This window comes from Pseudomonas fluorescens (assembly GCF_002022275.1).
GTDB lineage: Bacteria > Pseudomonadota > Gammaproteobacteria > Pseudomonadales > Pseudomonadaceae > Aquipseudomonas > Aquipseudomonas fluorescens_AJ.
In genome coordinates this window covers 1-18,859 of record NZ_MSDF01000061.1, presented here as the reverse complement: position 1 = coordinate 18,859, position 18,859 = coordinate 1, and the positions used below count along the sequence as shown (strand labels likewise).

Annotated in this window: 20 protein-coding genes; 14 read left to right on the top strand and 6 right to left on the bottom strand. The window is 60.5% G+C overall.

All coding sequences use genetic code 11. The features are described from left to right. Positions 1-177: 177 nt before the first annotated feature. Positions 178-942, bottom strand: a complete 765-nt coding sequence (locus BFW87_RS30240) for a tetratricopeptide repeat protein (RefSeq protein WP_078743375.1) — start codon at positions 940-942, stop codon at positions 178-180. A 48-nt stretch (positions 943-990) separates the two neighbouring features. On the opposite strand from BFW87_RS30240, the gene BFW87_RS30235 reads away from it, so the two are divergent. From BFW87_RS30235 to BFW87_RS30175, 13 genes are all read left to right on the top strand, one after another. After that, complete coding sequence (locus tag BFW87_RS30235) at positions 991-1,554, top strand: type III secretion protein (protein ID WP_078743374.1); 564 nt, start codon at positions 991-993, stop codon at positions 1,552-1,554. Positions 1,555-1,566: 12 nt separating this feature from the next. Next, a complete protein-coding gene (locus tag BFW87_RS30230; RefSeq protein WP_078743373.1) occupies positions 1,567-1,800 on the top strand; it encodes a hypothetical protein in 234 nt (77 codons plus the stop codon). Between the two features lie 9 nt (positions 1,801-1,809). Continuing rightward, positions 1,810-2,244 (top strand): hypothetical protein, encoded by a 435-nt coding sequence (locus BFW87_RS30225; RefSeq protein WP_016969163.1) that lies wholly within the window; start codon positions 1,810-1,812, stop codon positions 2,242-2,244. 4 nt (positions 2,245-2,248) lie between these two features. Further along, a complete protein-coding gene (sctJ, locus tag BFW87_RS30220; RefSeq protein ID WP_078743372.1) occupies positions 2,249-3,031 on the top strand; it encodes a type III secretion system inner membrane ring lipoprotein SctJ in 783 nt (260 codons plus the stop codon). Continuing rightward, positions 3,028-3,642: a type III secretion protein gene (locus BFW87_RS30215; protein ID WP_078743371.1), complete on the top strand. Its 615-nt coding sequence runs from the start codon at positions 3,028-3,030 to the stop codon at positions 3,640-3,642. The genes sctJ and BFW87_RS30215 overlap by 4 nt, the downstream gene beginning before the upstream one ends. Continuing rightward, positions 3,639-4,223 carry a FliH/SctL family protein gene (locus BFW87_RS30210; RefSeq protein ID WP_078743370.1) on the top strand — a complete coding sequence of 195 codons (585 nt, stop codon included), beginning with the start codon at positions 3,639-3,641 and terminating at the stop codon, positions 4,221-4,223. The genes BFW87_RS30215 and BFW87_RS30210 overlap by 4 nt, the downstream gene beginning before the upstream one ends. Then, on the top strand, positions 4,220-5,542 hold the full coding sequence (locus tag BFW87_RS30205; RefSeq protein WP_078743369.1) for a FliI/YscN family ATPase: 1,323 nt from the start codon (positions 4,220-4,222) through the stop codon (positions 5,540-5,542). Before BFW87_RS30210 ends, BFW87_RS30205 begins: the two co-directional genes overlap by 4 nt. A gap of 171 nt (positions 5,543-5,713) precedes the next feature. Next, positions 5,714-6,160 (top strand): hypothetical protein, encoded by a 447-nt coding sequence (locus BFW87_RS30200; protein WP_078743368.1) that lies wholly within the window; start codon positions 5,714-5,716, stop codon positions 6,158-6,160. Continuing rightward, on the top strand, positions 6,157-7,164 hold the full coding sequence (gene sctQ, locus BFW87_RS30195; protein ID WP_078743367.1) for a type III secretion system cytoplasmic ring protein SctQ: 1,008 nt from the start codon (positions 6,157-6,159) through the stop codon (positions 7,162-7,164). The genes BFW87_RS30200 and sctQ overlap by 4 nt, the downstream gene beginning before the upstream one ends. Beyond that, positions 7,161-7,817, top strand: a complete 657-nt coding sequence (gene sctR, locus BFW87_RS30190) for a type III secretion system export apparatus subunit SctR (RefSeq protein WP_016969170.1) — start codon at positions 7,161-7,163, stop codon at positions 7,815-7,817. The genes sctQ and sctR overlap by 4 nt, the downstream gene beginning before the upstream one ends. Positions 7,818-7,853: 36 nt before the next feature. Continuing rightward, complete coding sequence (gene sctS, locus BFW87_RS30185; RefSeq protein ID WP_078743366.1) at positions 7,854-8,123, top strand: type III secretion system export apparatus subunit SctS; 270 nt, start codon at positions 7,854-7,856, stop codon at positions 8,121-8,123. Positions 8,124-8,129: 6 nt separating this feature from the next. Next, positions 8,130-8,942, top strand: coding sequence for a type III secretion system export apparatus subunit SctT (gene sctT, locus BFW87_RS30180; protein WP_078743365.1), 813 nt, complete (start codon positions 8,130-8,132; stop codon positions 8,940-8,942). Between the two features lie 2 nt (positions 8,943-8,944). Next, entirely contained in the window at positions 8,945-9,991 is a 1,047-nt protein-coding gene (locus BFW87_RS30175) for an EscU/YscU/HrcU family type III secretion system export apparatus switch protein (protein ID WP_078743364.1), read from the top strand. 391 nt (positions 9,992-10,382) lie between these two features. Here BFW87_RS30175 and BFW87_RS30170 read toward each other — a convergent pair whose 3' ends face one another. From BFW87_RS30170 to BFW87_RS30150, 5 genes are all read right to left on the bottom strand, one after another. After that, positions 10,383-11,057 carry an amino acid ABC transporter permease gene (locus tag BFW87_RS30170; protein ID WP_078743363.1) on the bottom strand — a complete coding sequence of 225 codons (675 nt, stop codon included), beginning with the start codon at positions 11,055-11,057 and terminating at the stop codon, positions 10,383-10,385. Beyond that, the gene (locus BFW87_RS30165) at positions 11,050-11,811 is read right to left on the bottom strand and encodes an amino acid ABC transporter ATP-binding protein (protein ID WP_254865976.1); all 762 of its coding nucleotides are present in this window, start codon (positions 11,809-11,811) and stop codon (positions 11,050-11,052) included. The genes BFW87_RS30170 and BFW87_RS30165 overlap by 8 nt, the downstream gene beginning before the upstream one ends. Then, complete coding sequence (locus BFW87_RS30160; protein ID WP_078743361.1) at positions 11,801-12,448, bottom strand: amino acid ABC transporter permease; 648 nt, start codon at positions 12,446-12,448, stop codon at positions 11,801-11,803. Before BFW87_RS30160 ends, BFW87_RS30165 begins: the two co-directional genes overlap by 11 nt. A gap of 3 nt (positions 12,449-12,451) precedes the next feature. Further along, positions 12,452-13,195: a transporter substrate-binding domain-containing protein gene (locus tag BFW87_RS30155; RefSeq protein WP_078743360.1), complete on the bottom strand. Its 744-nt coding sequence runs from the start codon at positions 13,193-13,195 to the stop codon at positions 12,452-12,454. Positions 13,196-13,674: 479 nt separating this feature from the next. Next, positions 13,675-17,202, bottom strand: coding sequence for a hypothetical protein (locus tag BFW87_RS30150; protein ID WP_078743359.1), 3,528 nt, complete (start codon positions 17,200-17,202; stop codon positions 13,675-13,677). A 284-nt stretch (positions 17,203-17,486) separates the two neighbouring features. Between BFW87_RS30150 and BFW87_RS30145 the strand changes: the two genes are divergently transcribed. Continuing rightward, on the top strand, positions 17,487-18,800 hold the full coding sequence (locus BFW87_RS30145; protein ID WP_078743376.1) for an IS4 family transposase: 1,314 nt from the start codon (positions 17,487-17,489) through the stop codon (positions 18,798-18,800). Positions 18,801-18,859 lie beyond the last annotated feature (59 nt).

Sequence of the window (18,859 nt, the reverse complement as noted above, 5' to 3'; positions counted from 1 at the left end):
GGTGTGAATCCGTGGGCCGCCGCGATGGGCCATCCTTGGCCCAGCGCGGCTAACCCGGCGTCCTGCCGGGTTACCCACGGATTCAAGCCTGCGTTCGGCCAGCGTGGTTTTACGGGGCGACTGAGATCAACATCAAAAGCAGATCAAAAGCCAGATCAAACGCAGTTCTGTGTTGTATCAGCGCGGGTCAACCAACCCCAGTTCCTTGGCTTGCGCCACCGGATCGCTGATGGCCTTGATGCGCTTGGCTTCCGTCACCAACCGTTCGCGTTCGGCGGCGGGGATATCGTCCAGCGGCAAGCTGGCGACGCGTTGTTCGTAACCGGCCAATACCATCACCAACAACTCGTTGCGCTGGTGCCTTGGCAGCGCACGCGGGGATTGGGTGACGGGGGCGATGGTGTCCAGGGCTTGTTGCGATTGCCCGCCCAGGGCGTAGGCCAGGGCCAGGTTGCAGCGGTTGTCGAGGTCGTCGGGTTTGAGGCTCAGGCTTTTGGCGAAGGCGGTTTGCGCGGCACCGGCTTGGCCGTTGAGGATTTGCGCGACGCCCAGCCGGGTGTAGGAGATCGGCAAGGGGTTGAGCTCGGCCGCCTGGCTCAGCGCCGTCACGGCGCGTTGGGTCTTGCCCAGTTGCAGTTGGGCCGTGCCGAGGCCGAGCAGGGCGTCGGCGTTATGGGCGTCGAAGCCCAGGGCTTGCTGGAAGGCGCGTTCGGCGCCCAGCGCGTCTTTGGCGTCGAGCTTGGCCTGGCCGAGCTTGAGCCACAGGTCGAGGTTGGCACCCGGTTGCTGGGTAGCGCGCTCGTACAGCGCGGCTGCGCTGGCGTAGTCGCCGCGTTTGCTCAGGTCGCCCGCCAGTTGCAGGGACTTGTCGGAATCAGTCGCAGGTTTGCTGGAGCAGGCGGCGAGAAGCAGGGTACTGGCAAGCAGAAAATTCTTGGACATCGTCACAACTCGTCTGGCGAAGGCGGAGGCCATGTAAGCATATTTTTGATGGCGCTCCTATGCCTCTTCAGCGCCAGTTTCGCCAGCGCGGCCGAAGAGCCCGCGTGGTTCTCAAAACCCTACGCCTACGTGCTGGTGGACCAGGATGTCCGCAGCGCTCTGGAAGAGTTCGGCCAGAACCTCGAGGTGCCGCTGGTGCTCTCCGAGAGGGTCCGCGGCAAGGCGCGCAGCACCATTCGTGCGACCACCGCCGGTGAGTTTCTGCAAACCCTGTGCAGCACCAACGGCCTGACCTGGTACTTCGACGGCAACCTGTTGTACCTCAACACCAGCGATGAGATCAGCACCAAGCTGTTCAAGGCCAGCGCCTTGAACCTGGACCAGTTGCAGGCCTACCTGAATAACCTCGATGTGTTCGGCCAGCAGTTGTCCATGCGCAATGGCCCCGAGGGCGATGAAGTATTCGTGTCCGGACCACCGCCCTACCTGGCGTTGGTGCAACAGCACGTCGATCACTTGCAACCCACTCATGTCGCCGCCCCGGTGGCGCGCGGGCAGGGTGTGCGGGTGTTCCGCGGCGCGCAAGTCAGTACTGAAACCCCCAACCAGTAAAGGAGCAGCACCATGTCCGTAACGGCCGTAGACAGCAACCTCGCCCCTGGTGGCGCCAGCCCTGAAGCCAAGTTCAACGCGGCGGTGGATAACGCCAAGGCCGCCGACAAACCGACCGAAACCACTGACGCGGAATTCAACGATGCGTTGATCACCCAGGCCGTCACCATCGGCGGCCAGTTCATCATCATGCCGAAGATGCAGGAACTGCTGAACGACGCCATGTCCGATGACGACGAAGAGTAGGGAACGCCCATGACTATCAGTCTCGCCGCTGGCGCCTCGGCCTTGCCGCCGTCCGCTGGCGCGGGGCCCGCCGGGGCCTCGCAGAATCTGTTCGAGCACATGGCCAACACCGCCAAGGGCATGCCCGAAGGCGCGAGCCCGCACCAGATCGGCTCGGGTCTGATGGAGCGCATGAACAGTTTCATCGACCGCACACGGGCGTTTTCCGAACGTGCCGATGTGCTCACCAACAACCCGTCGGCGCCGCCACCGGCGTCTGCGGAAATTCGCACCGCCAGTGCTTCGCCCCAGGGCGAGCCGGGGAAAAAGGTCGGCGAGCAGCAGGTCGACCAGATAGTCCACTCCCTGGGCAAGATGTTCGACTACTCCATCGAAACCCAGATGGTGGTGCGCGGAGCGACGCAGATTTCCGGTTCCGCCAACACGCTGCTCAAGGGTCAATAACGCCATGCCAAGCCCAAACCGCGCCCTGCGCCTGTTGCTGATCGGCCTGCTCGCCAGCCTGTTGCAGGCGTGCAACACCGACCTCTATACCAACCTCAGCGAGCGCGATGCCAACGCCATGGTCGCGGTGTTGCTGCGCGGTGGCATTCCGGCGGAGCGCAAGACCCAGGACAACGGTCAGCTCAAGGTGGTAGTTGACGAAGAACGCTTCGCCGAAGCCATGACCCTGCTCGACAACGCCGGCCTGCCGCAACAGAGCTTCTCCAATATGGGCGAAGTGTTTAAAGGTAATGGCCTGGTGTCGTCGCCGGTGCAAGAGCGCGCGCAGATGATCTACGCGTTGAGCGAAGAGCTGTCGCACTCGGTGTCGCAGATCGACGGCATCGTCGCCGCCCGCGTGCACGTTGTGCTGCCGGACAATGACCTGCTCAAACGGGTGATTTCGCCGTCGTCGGCCTCGGTGCTGGTGCGCTACGACCCGGGCACCGACATCAACACGCTGATCCCGCAGATCAAGACCCTGGTGGCCAACGGCATTTCCGGGCTGAGCTACGACGGCGTCTCCGTCACAGCGATCAAGGCCGCCGTCGCGATCAGCCAGAACCCCGCGCAACCACGCCTGGCCCGCTTCATGGGCCTGTGGATGCTTGAAGACAACCTGCCTCAGGCGCGTTTCATGTTCGGCAGTTTGCTGTTGATTGCCCTTGGCGCGCTTGGCGTACTGGCCCGCCAGCATTGGGCGCGACGCCAGTCCCAGGCACTGTATGTGCTCAAGGAGGGTGAATGAGTTTGTTTGAGCGCTGGCAAGGGCTGATCGCCGAGCCGTTGCAGTTTGTACGGGGGCCGAGCCTGGGCGCCTGTTTTGCCGATGACTTGCCCGATGAGGTGCTGCACGCCCTGCAGGCCCAACCGCGCTTTCGCCAGCGCCTGGAACAGTTGCTGGTCAGCCATTACCAACTGGCGCCGCTGGAGCAGCTGGTTTCACCGTTGGCCGCTGACTTGCCCGTGCTGCTGCTGTCGGACGCACAATTCGCGCGTCTGCCGAGGTTGTGTGGCGCCATCTGGCATGCCTCGACCTTGAGCCGCGAGATCCGTCGCGACGTGGTCAACGAGCTGCGTGCCGGCCTCGGTGCCGAGGTGTTCAGCCAGGCATTGGCCCTGCGGCAGTTGGGCGGCGCAGCGGATTTGCTGCGCGACCCCGCCGAGCTGATCGAAGCGATTGACCGCGACGGCCAGGGCTGTGTCGCCGCCTGGCTGCACGCCCAGCACGCCGATTTTCAAGGCTGGTTGCGCTTGCGTTTCACGTTCCCCCAGGGCCACAGCGCCCGGTTGCCGCGCGACCTGGAGATTGTTCAAGCCGCCGCCGCGTGCCTTGCCGCCGAGGACACCACCCCATGAGTGAATTACCGAGCCGTCCGACTGCGCGCATCCTGCGTGCCGAAGAAGCCGCACTGTGGACTGACGGTTTTGCCTTTTTGCAAGCCGCCAAAGACAGCGCCGAGCAGGTCAAGGTCGACAGCGATCAGTGGCTGGAGGCAGCCCGTGCCGAAGGCTTTGAAAGCGCACGGCAGGAAGGCGCCGAGCAGGTCGCGCAGTTGCTGGTGCAAACCCAGTCCCAGGTGCAGCATTACTTGAGCGGCCTGGAAACCGCATTGGCGGATTTGGCCCTCGGCATTGTGCGTGAGGTGCTGGGTGAACTGGATAACGCCGACCGCGTGGTGCGCTGCACGCGCCAAGCCTTGAGTGCGTTTCGCCAGGATCAGGCACTGACGCTGTGGGTTGCGCCTGCCGAAGTGGATGCCTTACGCCAACGCCTCAAACTCGAAGGGCTGGCGATTGCCGTGGATGGCGATGAGCAGTTGAGCGCGGGTCAAGCGCGGTTGAACAGCGCGGCCGGTTCCGTCGAACTTGGGCTGGAAACGCAGCTGCAAACCCTGCGCCGCAGCCTGTTGCCCTTCGCCGAAGAGGGCGTGGCATGAACCTGGAGCAGTTGCTGCCGCGCCTGAATGAGCGCCTGGCTCAGGCGCGACTGCGGCCGATGCACGGCACCGTGCTGAGCATTCGCGGTGTGTTGCTGCGCGCCAGCGTGGCCGGGGCGAGCATTGGCGAACTGTGCCAATTGCGCGACCCGGGCAGCGGTCGCAGCCTGAGTGCCGAGGTGATCGGGTTTGATGGCGACGAGGCGATCCTGTCGCCCATCGGTTCCATGGAAGGCCTGTCAACTCGCACACAAATCACCGCCACCGGCGAAACCCTCGGCGTGGCCGTCGGCGATGCGCAGCTTGGGCGGGTGATCAGCCCCATGGGCGACTTTCTCGATGGCGATGGCGTCCCGCCGACCGTGGCCTTGCAGCGCTACCCCTTGCACGCCGAACCGCCAGCGCCGTTTTCACGGCAGTTGATTGTGCGTTCGATGGCGCTGGGTATTCGTTCCATCGACGGCTTGCTGACCCTGGCCCAGGGCCAACGCATGGGCATCTTTGGTGAACCCGGCGTGGGTAAATCTTCATTGCTTGCCAGCATTATCCGCAACAGCGAAGCCGACGTGATCGTGATCGGCCTGATCGGCGAGCGGGGCAGGGAAGTGCGTGAACTGCTCGACGTGCAACTTGACGCCCAGGCCCGCGCGCGCACTGTGGCGGTGGTCGCGACTTCGGATCGCCCGGCGGCCGAGCGCGTGCGGGCGGCGTTTGTCGCCACCACCCTCGCCGAGTACCACCGCGATCAGGGCCGCAATGTACTGCTGCTGATGGACAGCCTGACCCGCTTCGCCCGCGCCCAGCGTGAAATCGGCCTGGCGGTGGGCGAACCGCCGACGCGGCGCGGTTACCCGCCCTCATTCTTTTCCGCTTTGCCGCGCCTGCTGGAGCGCGCGGGCCCCGGTCCTACCGGCAGCATTACCGCGCTGTACACCGTGCTGACTGAAGGCGATGCCGCCAGTGATCCGGTGGCCGAAGAGGCGCGTTCGATCCTCGACGGGCATATCGTCCTCAGCGCCGAATTGGCCCAGCGCAACTACTTCCCGGCGGTCGACGTGCTGCGCAGCCGCAGCCGCTTGATGGAACAGGTCGCGGGTGAGGAACACAAACGCTTGGCCATGCGCATCCGTGAATTGATGGCGCGATATGGCGAGATCGAAATGCTCATCCGCGTGGGCGAATACTCCGCCGGCAGCGACCCGCTGGCCGACGAAGCTATCACCCGCCACGCCGCTATCGAAGCGTTCCTGCGCCAGAACGCCGGCGAGCCGAGCAACCTGGAACAGACCCTGATCCGCATGCGCCAGGTGTTGGCATGAGACTCCAGGGACGTACGCAAAACCCCTGTGGGAGCTGGCTTGCCTGCGATTGCGGTACACCAGCCACACAAGCGTTGGCTGACCCACTGCTATCGCAGGCAAGCCAGCTCCCACAGTTGATCTCCATCGAATTACAGATTGTCGTGCTGGCATCAGAAAGGAAAACGCCTCATGAAAACCAATGAATTGCGCACCCTGCAAACCCTGCGGGTGTTGCGCGAACAGCGCGCCGCCAGCCAACTGGCTGCCCAGCAGCAACGCTGCGAGCAAACCCACGGCGAGCTGACCGACGCCAAGGAGCAACTGCGCCTGCACCGCGAAGCAATCGCCGAGGAAGCGCGGCAGGTGTATGCCTCGCTCACCGAAGGTTTGTCGGTCGCCAGCTGGCAGGCCGCGCAGGACCGCCTGCGCGGGCTGTCGGATGACCAGCAGTTGCTGGAAAACGACGTCACCCACGTGTCCACTACCCTGCAAAGCCAGGAGCGTGAGCGTGACCTGTTTCGCCAGGAACGCTTGAGCCGTCAGCGCCAATCCGACGCCTGGCAAAGCCTGCTGGAAGGGCGCGAAAGCGATGAGCGGCGCATGGGCGAACTGCGCGACGAAGGCGTCGGCACATGATCGCAGCCCTTGCCGACCCACTGTCGCCGTGGCTGACCCATTACGACCCGGCGCTGCTGGCGCTGCATAACCAACTGCACCGTCGCCGTCGCCCGTGGCAGGGCCGCTGCGCCGGTCAGGACTTGCGCGTGAGCTGGGCCGCCGAGCCGCACACCCTCAGCGCCCCGCGCGATGTGCTGCTGTTGCTGGGCCGCGCCCCGGTGCGCCTGCGTTTACCGGCGGCCGCCCTGGAACAGGTGATGGTGCCGCTGGCGCTGCAGTTCGACGCACAACAGTTGCCGTCATTGCCGCGTTCGCTGCTGCTGGAACTGGCGGTGCTCGACCTGATCGAGACCCTGGAACCGCTGCTCGGCCATCCCGTGCAACTACTTGAAGCCACCGAAGGTCTGGAACAACGGCCATTTGCCGTGCACCTGGCCTTGCAACTGAGCTTTGGCAATCAGCCCGCCATGAATGCGCAACTGGACCTGAGCGAAGGCGCCGCCGTGCTGATGGCGCAGTTGCTCGCGCAATACGGCGAAGTCGAGCCCGACCCGTTGCCTGCGCTGCGCCAGACCCTGGCCGTGGTGGCGGGGCGGCAGTGGCTCACCCTCGGCGAACTGCGCAGCCTGCGCCCCGGTGATGTGCTGATGCTGGAACAGGGCTCGGGTTTGCTGCTCGACCTGGACGGCCGCTTGCAGGCCCGCTGCCAACACCAGGGTGACTCGCTGCGTGTGCAGGAAGAATTGAAAGCGCCCCTTTTGGACATGGAGAACACGATGACTGACGTTGATGCGGCTGCGGCCCTGGATGACTTGCCGCTGAAACTGGTGTGCCAGGTCGGCAGCCTGGAACTGACCCTGGCGCAATTGCGCGAGCTGGGCGCCGGCAGCCTGTTGCAGCTCAACACGCCTGGCGTCGATAACGTCGACCTGATGGTCAACGGCCGCCGCGTCGGCCAGGGCCAACTGGTAAAGATCGGTGATGGCCTGGGTGTGCGCCTGCTGAGTTTTGCCACCCCATGACCGGTTATCAGCCAAACCTGATCGAGATCATCCTGGTCGTCGCGACGATCGGGTTGATTCCGTTGGCAGTGGTGACGCTCACCGGTTTCATGAAGATTTCGGTGGTGCTGTTCCTGATCCGCAACGCCCTCGGGGTACAACAGACCCCGCCGAACCTGGTGCTGTATGGCATCGCGCTGATTCTGTCGGTGTACGTGACCACGCCGCTGATTGGCGACATGTACCGGCAGGTGGAGGGCCGCGACCTCAACATCGAGCATGTGGAGCAGCTCAAGGATTTGGGGGATGCCCTGCGCCCGCCGTTGCAGGCGCACTTGAAGCGGTTCGCCAATGAGTCCGAGCGCGGCTTTTTTGTGCAGGCCACCGAGACCATCTGGTCGCCGGAAGCCCGCGCCGACTTGCGTGACGACGACCTGGTGGTGCTGATTCCGGCGTTTGTCAGCTCGGAACTGACCCGTGCCTTCGAGATCGGCTTTCTGCTCTACATCCCGTTTCTGGTGGTGGATTTGCTGGTGTCCAACGTGCTGATGGCGATGGGCATGTCGATGGTCTCGCCTAACCTGATTTCCATCCCGCTGAAGATCTTTTTATTCGTGTCGTTAAGCGGCTGGTCGCGCCTGATGCACGGTCTGATTCTGAGTTACGGCGGCTGAACCCTGCAGGGTAAGTGTGCATTGAAGGGGTGAGTGATGGGCCAGGATGTATTTTTATCGTTGATGAAACAGGCGCTGATGACGGTGCTGATGCTCTCCGCCCCGGCGCTGGGCGTGGCGATTATCGTGGGCTTGAGCGTGGGGCTGTTCCAGGCGTTGACGCAGATCCAGGACCAGACCCTGCCCCAGGTGGTGAAGCTGGTGGCGGTGCTGCTGACCATCGTATTTCTGGGCCCGGTACTCGCCGGGCAAGTGGCGGAACTGGGCAGCCAGGTGCTGGACAATTTCCCGATGTGGACGCGCTGACCGCCCATGGATGCCAGCCTTACCGCGCAGTTTCTGGAGGTCGCCTACCCGGTGATCAGCTCCGCCTCGCTCGCCGCCTGCCGGGCCATGGGCGTGGTGGTGATCACCCCGGCGTTCAACCGTTTGGGCCTCACCGGGATGATTCGCGGCTGTGTGGCCGTGGCCATTTCGATTCCGATGTTTTTTCCGGTGTTTGAAGCGCTGACGTCGATGCCCGAACACGGCAGCGTGTTTATCGCCGGGTTACTGATCAAGGAGTTTTTGATCGGCATTCTGATTGGCCTGCTGTTCGGCATTCCGTTCTGGGCCGCCGAGGTGGCGGGGGAGTTGATCGACCTGCAACGCGGCTCGACCATGGCGCAGCTGGTGGACCCGTTATCATCCGGGGAGTCCAGTGTGATGGCGACGTTGCTCACGGTGATGCTGATCACGCTGTTCTTCATGTCCGGCGGTTTTATTCTGATGGTCGACGGTTATTACCACAGCTACCAGCTGTGGCCCGTGACCTCGTTCACCCCGGTATTCGCCAGCTCCGCGTTGCTGGCGGTGTTGTCGATTCTCGACCAGATCATGCGCGTGGGCGTGCTGATGGTGTCGCCGTTGTTGATCGCGCTGCTAGTGACTGACCTGATGCTCGCTTACCTGTCGCGCATGGCGCCGAACCTGCATATCTTTGACCTGTCGTTGCCGGTGAAGAACCTGTTTTTCTCGATCCTGATGGTGATCTACATCGGTTTTCTGATTCCGTTGATGCTTGACCAATTGGCGGAGTTTCGCGGCACTGTCGAACTGCTCAAAACCCTGGCAGGCATGGAGTAGCCATGGCTGATACCAGCGAAGAGAAATCCCAGCCGGCCACGGACAAAAAGCTCAGGGACGCGCGCGAGAAAGGCCAGGTTGCCAAGAGCCAGGACCTGGTGTCGGGCATGGTCATCCTGTTTTGCACCTTGTGCATTTCGATCCTCGCGCCGCGGGCCAAAGCCCAGGTCACCGCCTTGATCGACCTCACCGCGCAAATCTACGTCGAGCCGTTCGCCACTGTGTGGCCCCGGGTGCTCGACCATGCCGAGCAACTGGTGATAGGCATCACCTTGCCGGTCATGGCGGTGACCACCGGCGTGGTGATCCTGACCAACATCATCACCATGCGCGGCTTTGTGTTCTCGGTGGACCCGATCAAACCCGAGTTCAAACGCATCAACCCGGCCGAGGGTATGAAGAAGATCTTTGCCTTGCGCAACCTGGTGGAGTTCATCAAAGGCTTGATCAAGGTGCATGTGCTGGCGATCGCGTTTTACGTGGTGGGCAAGCATGCGTTGCAGGCGCTGATGGAGTCGTCGCGGTGTGGCGCCGAGTGTATGGAGTCGACGTTTTTTCTGGTGCTCAAACCGTTGGTGTTCACGGTGTTGTGCGCGTTCATCCTGGTCGGCGCGGTGGACGTGATCATGCAGCGCTGGCTGTTCGGCCGCGACATGAAAATGACCCGCAGCGAAACCAAGCGCGAGCGCAAGGACATCGACGGCGACCCGCTGATCAAAAGCGAACGGCGGCGCCAGCGCAATGAAATGCAGGCACTGGCGACTAAACTCGGCTTGGGCCGCGCCTCGATGATGATTGGTACCACCGATGGCTGGGTGATCGGTGTGCGCTACGTGCGCGGCGAGACGCCGGTGCCGGTCATCGTCTGCAGAGCGCCACCCGAAGAGGCATTGCTGATGTTGCAGGAGGCGTATGACCTGGGCATTCCCCATGCACCGGACAAAGGCCTGGCAGCGGAGATCGCCCGCCGGACCGTGCCGGGCGATCCGGTGCCGGATGCATCGTTCCAGGCCGTCGCGGACTGGCTGGTAGCCGCACGCCTGATCTGAGGGCTCATACCTGTGGAAAGTGCGTGTCGTATTCCAGGCTGAGTGTCGTCCCGGCCCCTACCGTTTGTTCAGCCCCGTTGACGATCACCTGGTAGGTGCCCTCAACGCTGGGGGCGATAGGTTCATGGGAAAACGTGTCCCGTCCTGACTAAAACAAATGAAGGCGGTTTTTATTCCCGTCATAGTGGCGAGCGGGCTTCTTGTGGCAAGCAGGCTTACTGTGGCGAGCGGGTTTCTTGTGGCGAGCGGGCTTGCCCCGCGTTGGGCTGCGAAGCAGCCCTAAAACCGGCCACCTCGGTTTAACTGAAAGACCGCAGTGGCCCTGATGGGGCTGCTTCGCAGCCCAACGCGGGGCAAGCCCGCTCGCCACAACGAATCACCCACCACAGACTTATTCCCAGGATAGCCGTGCATTGCGCCGTTCCAGGGCCCTGGCGGCGAAAAACACCGCCGAAGCCAGCAGCACGTAAAACACCGCCGTCAGCGTGTAGGTCTTGAAGAACTCGAAGTTGCCGCCGGCCAGTTCCTGCATGCGCGCAAAAAACTCCGGGTACTGCACCAGAAACGCGATGGAACTGTCTTTGAGGTTGTAGATGATCTGGTTGGTCAGCGCGGGAATCGAGGTGCGCAACACTTGGGGAAGGATGATGCTCGTGTAGATCTGGGCGTCCGTGAAGCCTTGCGCGGTGGCGGCTTCCAGTTGGCTTTTGTCCAGGCCGTTATAGGCCGTCAGTAAATAAGCCGCATTGTAGGCACCCACGTTGGCGGTAAACCCGATCACCATCACTTCAAACGGGCTGAGCCGCAGCCCCAGTCCCGGCAGGCCGTAGTAAAGAATATAAATAATGCAGATCAGCGGCGTACCGATGAAAAACGACTTGTACGCCTCGACACTCCTGGCCACCCAGGCACGCCGGCTCAAGCTCAAGAAGAACACCAGCACGCCCAGCGCGAAGCCCGTCACCGAAACGGTCAGCGTCAACTTGATGGTCGCCAGGATGCCCGACGCGATCAACGGCCACTGCTCGAGGAAGTCCTGGTAATAGCTGAACCAGCTGTCAATCATGGCGTTTTTTCCCGAAAAACCACGCGACTTCGGGAATCTGCGCGTGCAAGGCCAGTTGTGCAACCGAGCCTTGGGCGACGATTTTCCCCGCGTACATGAACACCACGTTCTGGCTGATCTGATCGGCGAAGGCGATGTCGTGCGTCACGCACACCGTGGTGATCTTCCGGGCTTCGAGCTTCTTGATCAGCAATGCCACTTCCTGACTCATCAAGGGGTCCAGCGCCGAGGTGGGCTCGTCCAGAATCACGATTTCAGGCTTCATCACCAAGGCTCGGGCCAGTGCAACACGCTGCTTCTGGCCACCGGACAGTTGTGCCGGGAACTTCTTTTCGTGGGCGGCCATATCAAAGTAGGCCAGCTCTTCCAGCGCCAGGGCCCGCGCTTCTTCGCGGCTTTTTCCTTGAAGCTTGCGCAAACCGAGGGTGATGTTATCCAGCACGCTCAGGTGCCGGTAGAGGGCGAAGTTCTGAAAGACAAACCCGATGTTCTTGCGCAGCTTGCGGATATCCAGTTGCGGGCGGAGCAGGTCTTCGCCATGAAACAGAATCGACCCCTGATCAGGCCGCTCCAGAAGATTCATGCAGCGAATCAAGGTGGTCTTGCCGCAGCCCGAAGGTCCCATGATCACCAGCGTGTCCCCGGCATGCACAGTCAGGTCGATGCCATTGAGCACCGCATGATCGCCAAATGTTTTTACCAGGTTGCTTATTTGCAGGATCGACATGTCTTTCTTCCGGGTATCACTGATCATCAAAGCGGCGCCGAATAGTCCGCATCGCCAGGGCGAAAATTTTATAGATGCAAAAGTACATGAGGCCCGCGACAAGGTAGATGTTCACGCCCAGCGAAGTGGAGGCCGTGAGCGCTTTGGCTTGCCCGAGAATCTCGGTGAAACCGACGGTGTAGGCGAACGGCGTGTTTTTCAGAATGGCGGTCAGCTCATTCATCACGCCGGGCAGAGAGAAGCGCAACATTTGCGGCAGCTCAATGTAAAAGACCACTTGCCGGTCACTGAAGCCCATCGCTTGGGCCGCCACCCGTTCATTGAGCTCGACCGAACCCAGTGCACCCCTGAAGACTTCGGAGAGGTAAGCCCCGCCAATCACCCCCAGGCTGAGGTTCATCGCGATCATCGGCGAGGGGCGAATACCCAGGCTCGGCAAGCCGAAATACACGAGAAACAGCAGTACCAGCACCGGAATCGAGCGAACGACGAACACCACGGCGCTCAGCACGGCGCCGGTACGATGGCCGGAAAGCCGCCGTAACACGGCGACCCCCAACCCCAATGCGAAGGCGGTGATGAAGCACGACAGCGTGATATAGAAAGTCGCCACGACACCGTGCAACAACAGCCCTATGACATCGAAGAACTGACGATCAAACATCAGTTACGACTTCAACCACTTGTCCATGATGGCGGCCAGCTTCTGCGGGCCCAATTCTTTCAGGTAGGCATCAAAGTCCGCACGGATCGGCGAGCCTTGCTGGAAGGCAAAACCGAGGTGGTCAACGCCCTTGAAAGAGTAGCTGACGGTGATCGGCAGTTTCTGGTGATACTTATAGTTGTCGTACACGGGCTCTTCGATAAAGGCCAGATCGAGGTTGCCGTTTTGTAGATCAGTTATCACTTCATTGTACGAAGGGTACAACTTGGCATCGGCAACTTTGTAAATGCCTTTGGGTTCCAGGTCGTTTTTGATCAAGTCGGCGTAAGCCATGCCGCGCGGGTAGCCGATGCTGTACTTCTTCAGCTGCGACAAGTCAGTCAAGGTGAGTTTTTTGGATTCCAGGCTCACCAAGTTAAAAGAGTTCTCATAATATGGGATCGAGAAGTCCATTACTTTCTTGCGCTTGTCGGTAATTGAGATACCCGAGAAGGCCAGGTCCGCTTGTTTACTGGCCACTGCGCCCAGCATACCGTCCCAGTCGTACTCGGTGGTCTTGATCGTGCAACCGCGTGACTTGCAGTAACCGTTGAAGATTTCCAGGTCCACGCCTTGCAGCTTGCCGCTCTGGTCCTTGAACAGCATCGGTGGCGAGTTAGGGGAAACCGCGACCTCAAGGGTTTTCCCTTTCAGCAGGTCGTTCGCAGACGCCGCGGCGGCGACCAGGCTCAACAGGGATGCAAACATTATTTTTTTCAAGCTTCGCATATCACTCTCTCATAAAGATTCAGGGAACAAACCAAGAAGGTTTCAGCCAGTTGAGACCTGTGATCCATCACACATTCACAGATAACTCTCCCAAGGGATACGGGTGAGCATCTATTTCCAAATGGGTTATTTACACAGTCAAAAGAGTAATAAGCATATAGCTATACATCGCTTTGGACGGTGAAGAGTAAAAGCACTAATAAGGGGATCCAATAATCCTGCGACTAATAGAACTGGATCCAATCATGCGTACTTTACCGTGTAGTGTTTATGATACTGACACGGTTGGACTACTACAAATGAAATGGTTCAACGGCTAAATTTAGTTTTAGTATTAAACCGTAGTTGATTGGAGTTTAGCGTTAATACCCGGACAGCAAATGACCGTCTGAATCCGAGGCCTGGTGATGCTGTTCAGGGGAACCCCGTAGTCGGGGCTCCCTGATGTGCCCTCAAGCTCAGCCGTTATCTACATCGTGATAAGGGCCGCCATAGCCATCACCCACCCGCCAGGTGATGTTGTGGTTGTCATCGGTCCACTCCGACGGTTTGAGCGAGTACTTGAAGTCCTCCGACCTGCGGTTATTCCCGTCGCCGATATAGTCCGCGTGATCTCGTTGGTGGTCACCGCTGCCAATGGTTGCACGGGCATCCCACTCGCTTTTGCGGAAATCAAAAATGCTCTGGTCCTGCGGTGCATCGCGCTGGCCCCAGTCCGACAGGTAGGTTTGCAGCCACACGTAGGCTTCATCGCCATTGGGTTTGAGCAAGCCGTCCTGTTTGAAGTCCTGGATCTGGTCCCAGTTCTGCATCGAGATCTTGTGCAGTTTGTGCGATTGCACGGTGCTGAGGATTGCGCCGACAAACGACAGCGCGCCGGAGATGAGGAAGCCCACCGGACCCAGGAACGGAATGACCCGACCGGTGATGCCCAGGGTGGTGAGCACACCGCCGCCAGCCGCCACCAGGCTGCTGACGCCGCCGGCCATGGACAGCGAACCGGAGGCGATTTTGATCGGGTCCTTTTCGCGCACGCCGTCACGCAGGGTGAAGGCGGCCTGGACCACGCTGATCACGCCGCCCGCCACGTCAGTGGCCATGCCGATGACCTTGATCGCGCTGCTCGCGAACTTGGCGCCAAAGCCTGCGCCGGCCACGCCGCCACGGCTGGCGATGCCTTTTTCGATGCCTTCCTGAACCTTCTTCGCGCCTTCATCGCTCCAGCCGCCGCTGTTGAGCACCTTGCCCACGTCTTTGCCATCGTCCATGGCCTGGTCGACGATGTCGAAGTACTTCTTCTGGATGGCTTCGGCGTCCTTGGGCAGGGCGTGGTAACCCTCGCCAGGCTTGGCCCACAGGTCGGGCAGGGAACGGTCGAAACCCATCAGTTTGTAGGCGTTGGTGCCGCGCAGTTTGTCGTAGACCTTCAGGCCCAGCGTGGCGAAGTGCGAGCCGGTGCCGAGGAAACCCAGGAAGTCGTTGGCGATGCCCAGGCGTTTCATCGGCGTGTTCGCCAGCTTGCCGCCTTGGCCCGCCAATTGGTAGACGATACGGCCCATGCCGATGGCGCCGCCGACCGAGCCGAGCACGCCGTTGTCTTTGAGGAAGGTCAGGTTCTTCACGAACGAACTGCGGTTCTCTTCGCTCAGGCTCGGCATGATTTCTTTGCTCACCGCGTGCTCGATATCGCTGAAGCTGATCACGCCGTTTTTCTGCCAGGTGTCGCCCAGGGAAATCATTGCTTTGCCGAAATCGGCCGCCGCGCCCTTGTCCTTGAGCAACTGGTCGACAAACTTGGAGTACACCCCCAGCGCCTGGCGCGGCAGGCCGTCGGCGCCGCCCTTGAGCATCGACAGGATTGCCATGGTGTTGTCGGTGGTGGCGAGTGCGGTGTTGTCGTCGCTGATCTTGCTCGGGTCGTCCATCAGTTTTTCAACGGAGTCGGTATAGCCGTCGATTTGCAGGTTTTGCATGAAGCTATCGGCCTTGGCCGGGTCGATATCGGCGAGGGCGGTGTAGGCGGTCTGGATTTCCTGGGTGGCCAGTTCGGTCTTGCCGCTGTCCTGCAGGGACTTGATGTATTTGGTGAAACTCTCCGAGGAGGTGCTGTCGATCAGCTTCTGATGCACTTCGTCGACCTTGGCCTGGCCGCCATCGACCTTGCCCAGCGCCGCATCGTGGTTGGACTTGATGTCCGCCTGGATGGTCGAGTCGCCGAGCAGCTCGCCGATGGTCTTGTCGATGGACTTGGTGTCGAAGATGTTGTCGCGCACGTCCCGCGAGTTGACGTCGATCGGCGGGGTGGCAGTGCCCTGGTTGGTGAAACCGTGCTCGGGAATGATCGACATGCCGTTGTCGGCCATGCTCTTGGCTTCCACCGCGCGCAGGAACTTGGCGCGCGGGTCGTCCTTGCCGATGCTGCCGTCCTTGACCCCGGCGCGGTAGCTGTCTACCAGGGTTTTCATCGACAGGTCTTGCACGCTCAACGGGTTGCCGCTTTCGTCTTTTTCCGTGGTGGCGAGGCTGTCGACCGAGACGTCCTTGAGGGGCGGCAGGCCGTTGTCGGCGCGCAGTTTGTCGACGTCGGTGGTTTGCTGCGCAATATCGGTGCGGTAGCCCGAGATTTGCTCGAACATCTGCGGATTGCTGTCTTCGCTGACGACGATTTTTTCTTCGCTGCCACCCGGTTTGTGTTGGGTGAAAGCGATCAGGCCAGGGCCGTAATCGCCGACGCCGCCGACGCTCATGATGTCTTCAGTGGACGATAGATACGCATCCGGTCCGGCCAGGCTGTAGCCGTCGCCCTTGGCTTTCTCGATGCCGGCCAGGGTCTGGCCCTTGGTGGTGTAGGCGGCGAAGGCCTCGGGGGTGATGTCTTTGGAGACCACCAGCAGTTTGCCGTCGGCCCCATTGACGACGAGGATGCCATCGATGGGCGCGTCAACCTTGCTGATGTCGCCCAGCTTGAGGCTGGCTTCGTCTTTGCGCAGCAGTTCCTGGCCGGGCAGGGACTGGGCGTTTTTGATGTAGTCGAATGCTTGAGTGCCTTCGCTTGCGTGCACGGCGTGCAGGAAGTTGTAGAGGCTGCTGCCGGCATTGGGGTTGGGGTTGCTGAGGTCGGCGCCGGGCTGCGGCAGGGCGGCCTCGGATTGGCTGATCATGTATTTCTTGCCCTGGTGCTCGAACAGGATTACCCCGGATTTCTGGTCTTCGGAGGTGACCTTGAGCTGGCTGAAATCCAGGTCGCCGGGCAGGCTGGTGACTTCTTCATAACCCTTGGCTTTGCCGTCGGCGAGGGCTTCTTTGGTCACGCCGGCGCTGTTGAAGCTGGCGAAGGCTTGAGGCGTGAGTTCTTCGGAAATCACCAGGGTCTGGCCGCTGGCCATTTCGACTTTGACCACGCCGTCTTTGGCTTCACCGACTGACTTGATATTGGCCAGGCGTACGGTGGGGTCGTCTTCGCGCAGCAATTGCTGGTCGGGGTTGCCCAGGGCTTCGCGGATTTCTTTGCCGGCAGGGGTGCCTTGGGTTTCTGCCAGGGTGTGCAGCAGGTCGTAGAGTGGCGTGCCTTCGTCTGGGCCGCCCTGGTTGACGGGTGCTACCGCGTGGCCGAAGTGCAGGCCTTTCAGGGTGTCGAAGCCTTCCTGGACGTTTTCGGCGCCCTCGCGGGTGATCTTGAATTTGGCGCCGTCTTGTTCGAAGTAGATGACGCCGGTGTCTTTGTCTTCGGACACGACCTTGAGTGTGTCGATGTCGAGCTTGGCGGGGAGGGCGGTGACTTCCTTGTAGTCATCGGGTTTGATTTCGCTGGGCTTTTTCAAGCCTTCGCCGGCGTGTGTGGCGAGTACTTTGGGCTTAAAGGTTTTATCGCCTGACCCGGCGGCCGCCAAGGTTTTGGCTTTGTTCAGCAGCGCGTCGAAGATGCGTTCGGGGGCTTTGGTTTCAGCTGCGCGCGGTGAGGCGGCTTTTTCGGGTCGGTTGATCATTGTTCAGTCCATGTGAGTGGGGGCGCACGAGGACTCGATATTAGGCGCTGAAGGGGTGTGAAAATGGGATGGGGGGTGAGATCGCACAAGCTTTCACAGCTGTGAAATGAGGGGGGATTGGGTGTATATCCGTTATTTGTGTGATGGCTGATTAGGGTTCCGCCCTTACGGCCATGCCTTTCAAGGTCTTGGTTTAAAATCCCCCCAACTATTACGGTCAGGATGACTAAACGATGTGGGAAAAGGTCCTAGAGCGGTTTGAAAAACACGCACCAGCCAGTGTCATGACCAAGCTGGTATTGGAGCAGGCAGTACCTGCCGAGTGGGTGGACAAGGTCTTTGACGATCACCGTCAACGTCAGTACTCCCGAGAGCTTCTGTTTTCAAACGTTGTTGAGCTAATGTCCCTTGTTTCATTAGGCCTGCGCCCCTCACTACATGCAGCCGCGCGTAAAGCGGAGGGGCTTTCGGTGAGCCTTGCGGCGCTCTATGACAAGGTCAATAGAACTGAGCCCGAGCTGCTTCGGGCGCTGATTTCGGGTAGTGCCGAGCGCTTGGAACCGACCATTAAAACGCTCGGTCATTCATCGATTCTGCCCGGCTGGAAGTTGCGTGTTATCGACGGTAATCACTTGCCTTCCACACAAAAGCGTCTAGGCCCTTTGCGTACTGAACGAGGTGCGGCTCGCCCAGGATTTTCCGTAGTGGCCTACGACCCCGACCTGGATTTAGTCGTTGATATTCAGCCCTGCGAAGACGCCCACGCCAGCGAGCGAGTCAGTGTTTTACCGCTGCTGGCCCGCGCAAGCGCGGGCCAGTTGTGGATGGCAGATAGGCTTTATTGCACGTTGCCGGTGCTGCAAGCCTGCGAGGACACCGGGGCTTCATTCATCGTGCGCCAGCACAGCAAACATCCGCGCCTGATGCAAGAAAGCGACTGGCAAGAGTCAGGTCGCGTAGAGAGCGGAACAGTTCGCGAACAGATCATCGAGGTCAAAGGTGGTCGTCGCTGGCTGCGCGTTGAGTTGAGCCTGCAAACAGCAAATGACTCTGGTGATTTGGTGATGTGGTTCTGGAGCAATTTGCCTGACACCGTCAGCGCCTGCCAAATAGCTGATTTGTATCGTCGCCGCTGGAGCATTGAAGGAATGTTCCAACGGCTTGAAGCGGTACTGGACAGTGAAATTAAAAGCCTTGGAAGCCCTAAAGCCGCGCTGCTGGGGTTTGCCTCGGCCGTTCTGGCTTACAACGTTTTGTCGGTTCTAAAGCGCAGCGTTGACCAGGCACACCGCGAAACGCAGCCAGAAGGCTGGGAGGCCTCAATCTTCCATTTGGCGGTGCACGTGCGCAGCGGTTATGAGGGAATGCAGATCGCTTTGCCAGCAGAGAACTTCCCCCTCGAAAAGACCTCGCAAGGGCTGGCAGAGCGATTGCTGGCTCTAGCGAGGTTAATCAAACCTAAGGCCGTCGCAAAAAGCCCACGAGGCCCTAAAGTCGCAAAACCCAAGGAATGGCTGGAAGGAAAGGCCGCGCGGGTTCACGTCTCAACCGCTCGGGTGCTCAAAGCTGCCAAGTCAAATAAACAGGCTGAAACATGACTTTAAACGGCTTTTAAACACTGACCTTGAAAGGCATGGCCCTTACGGCGGGTCACTTT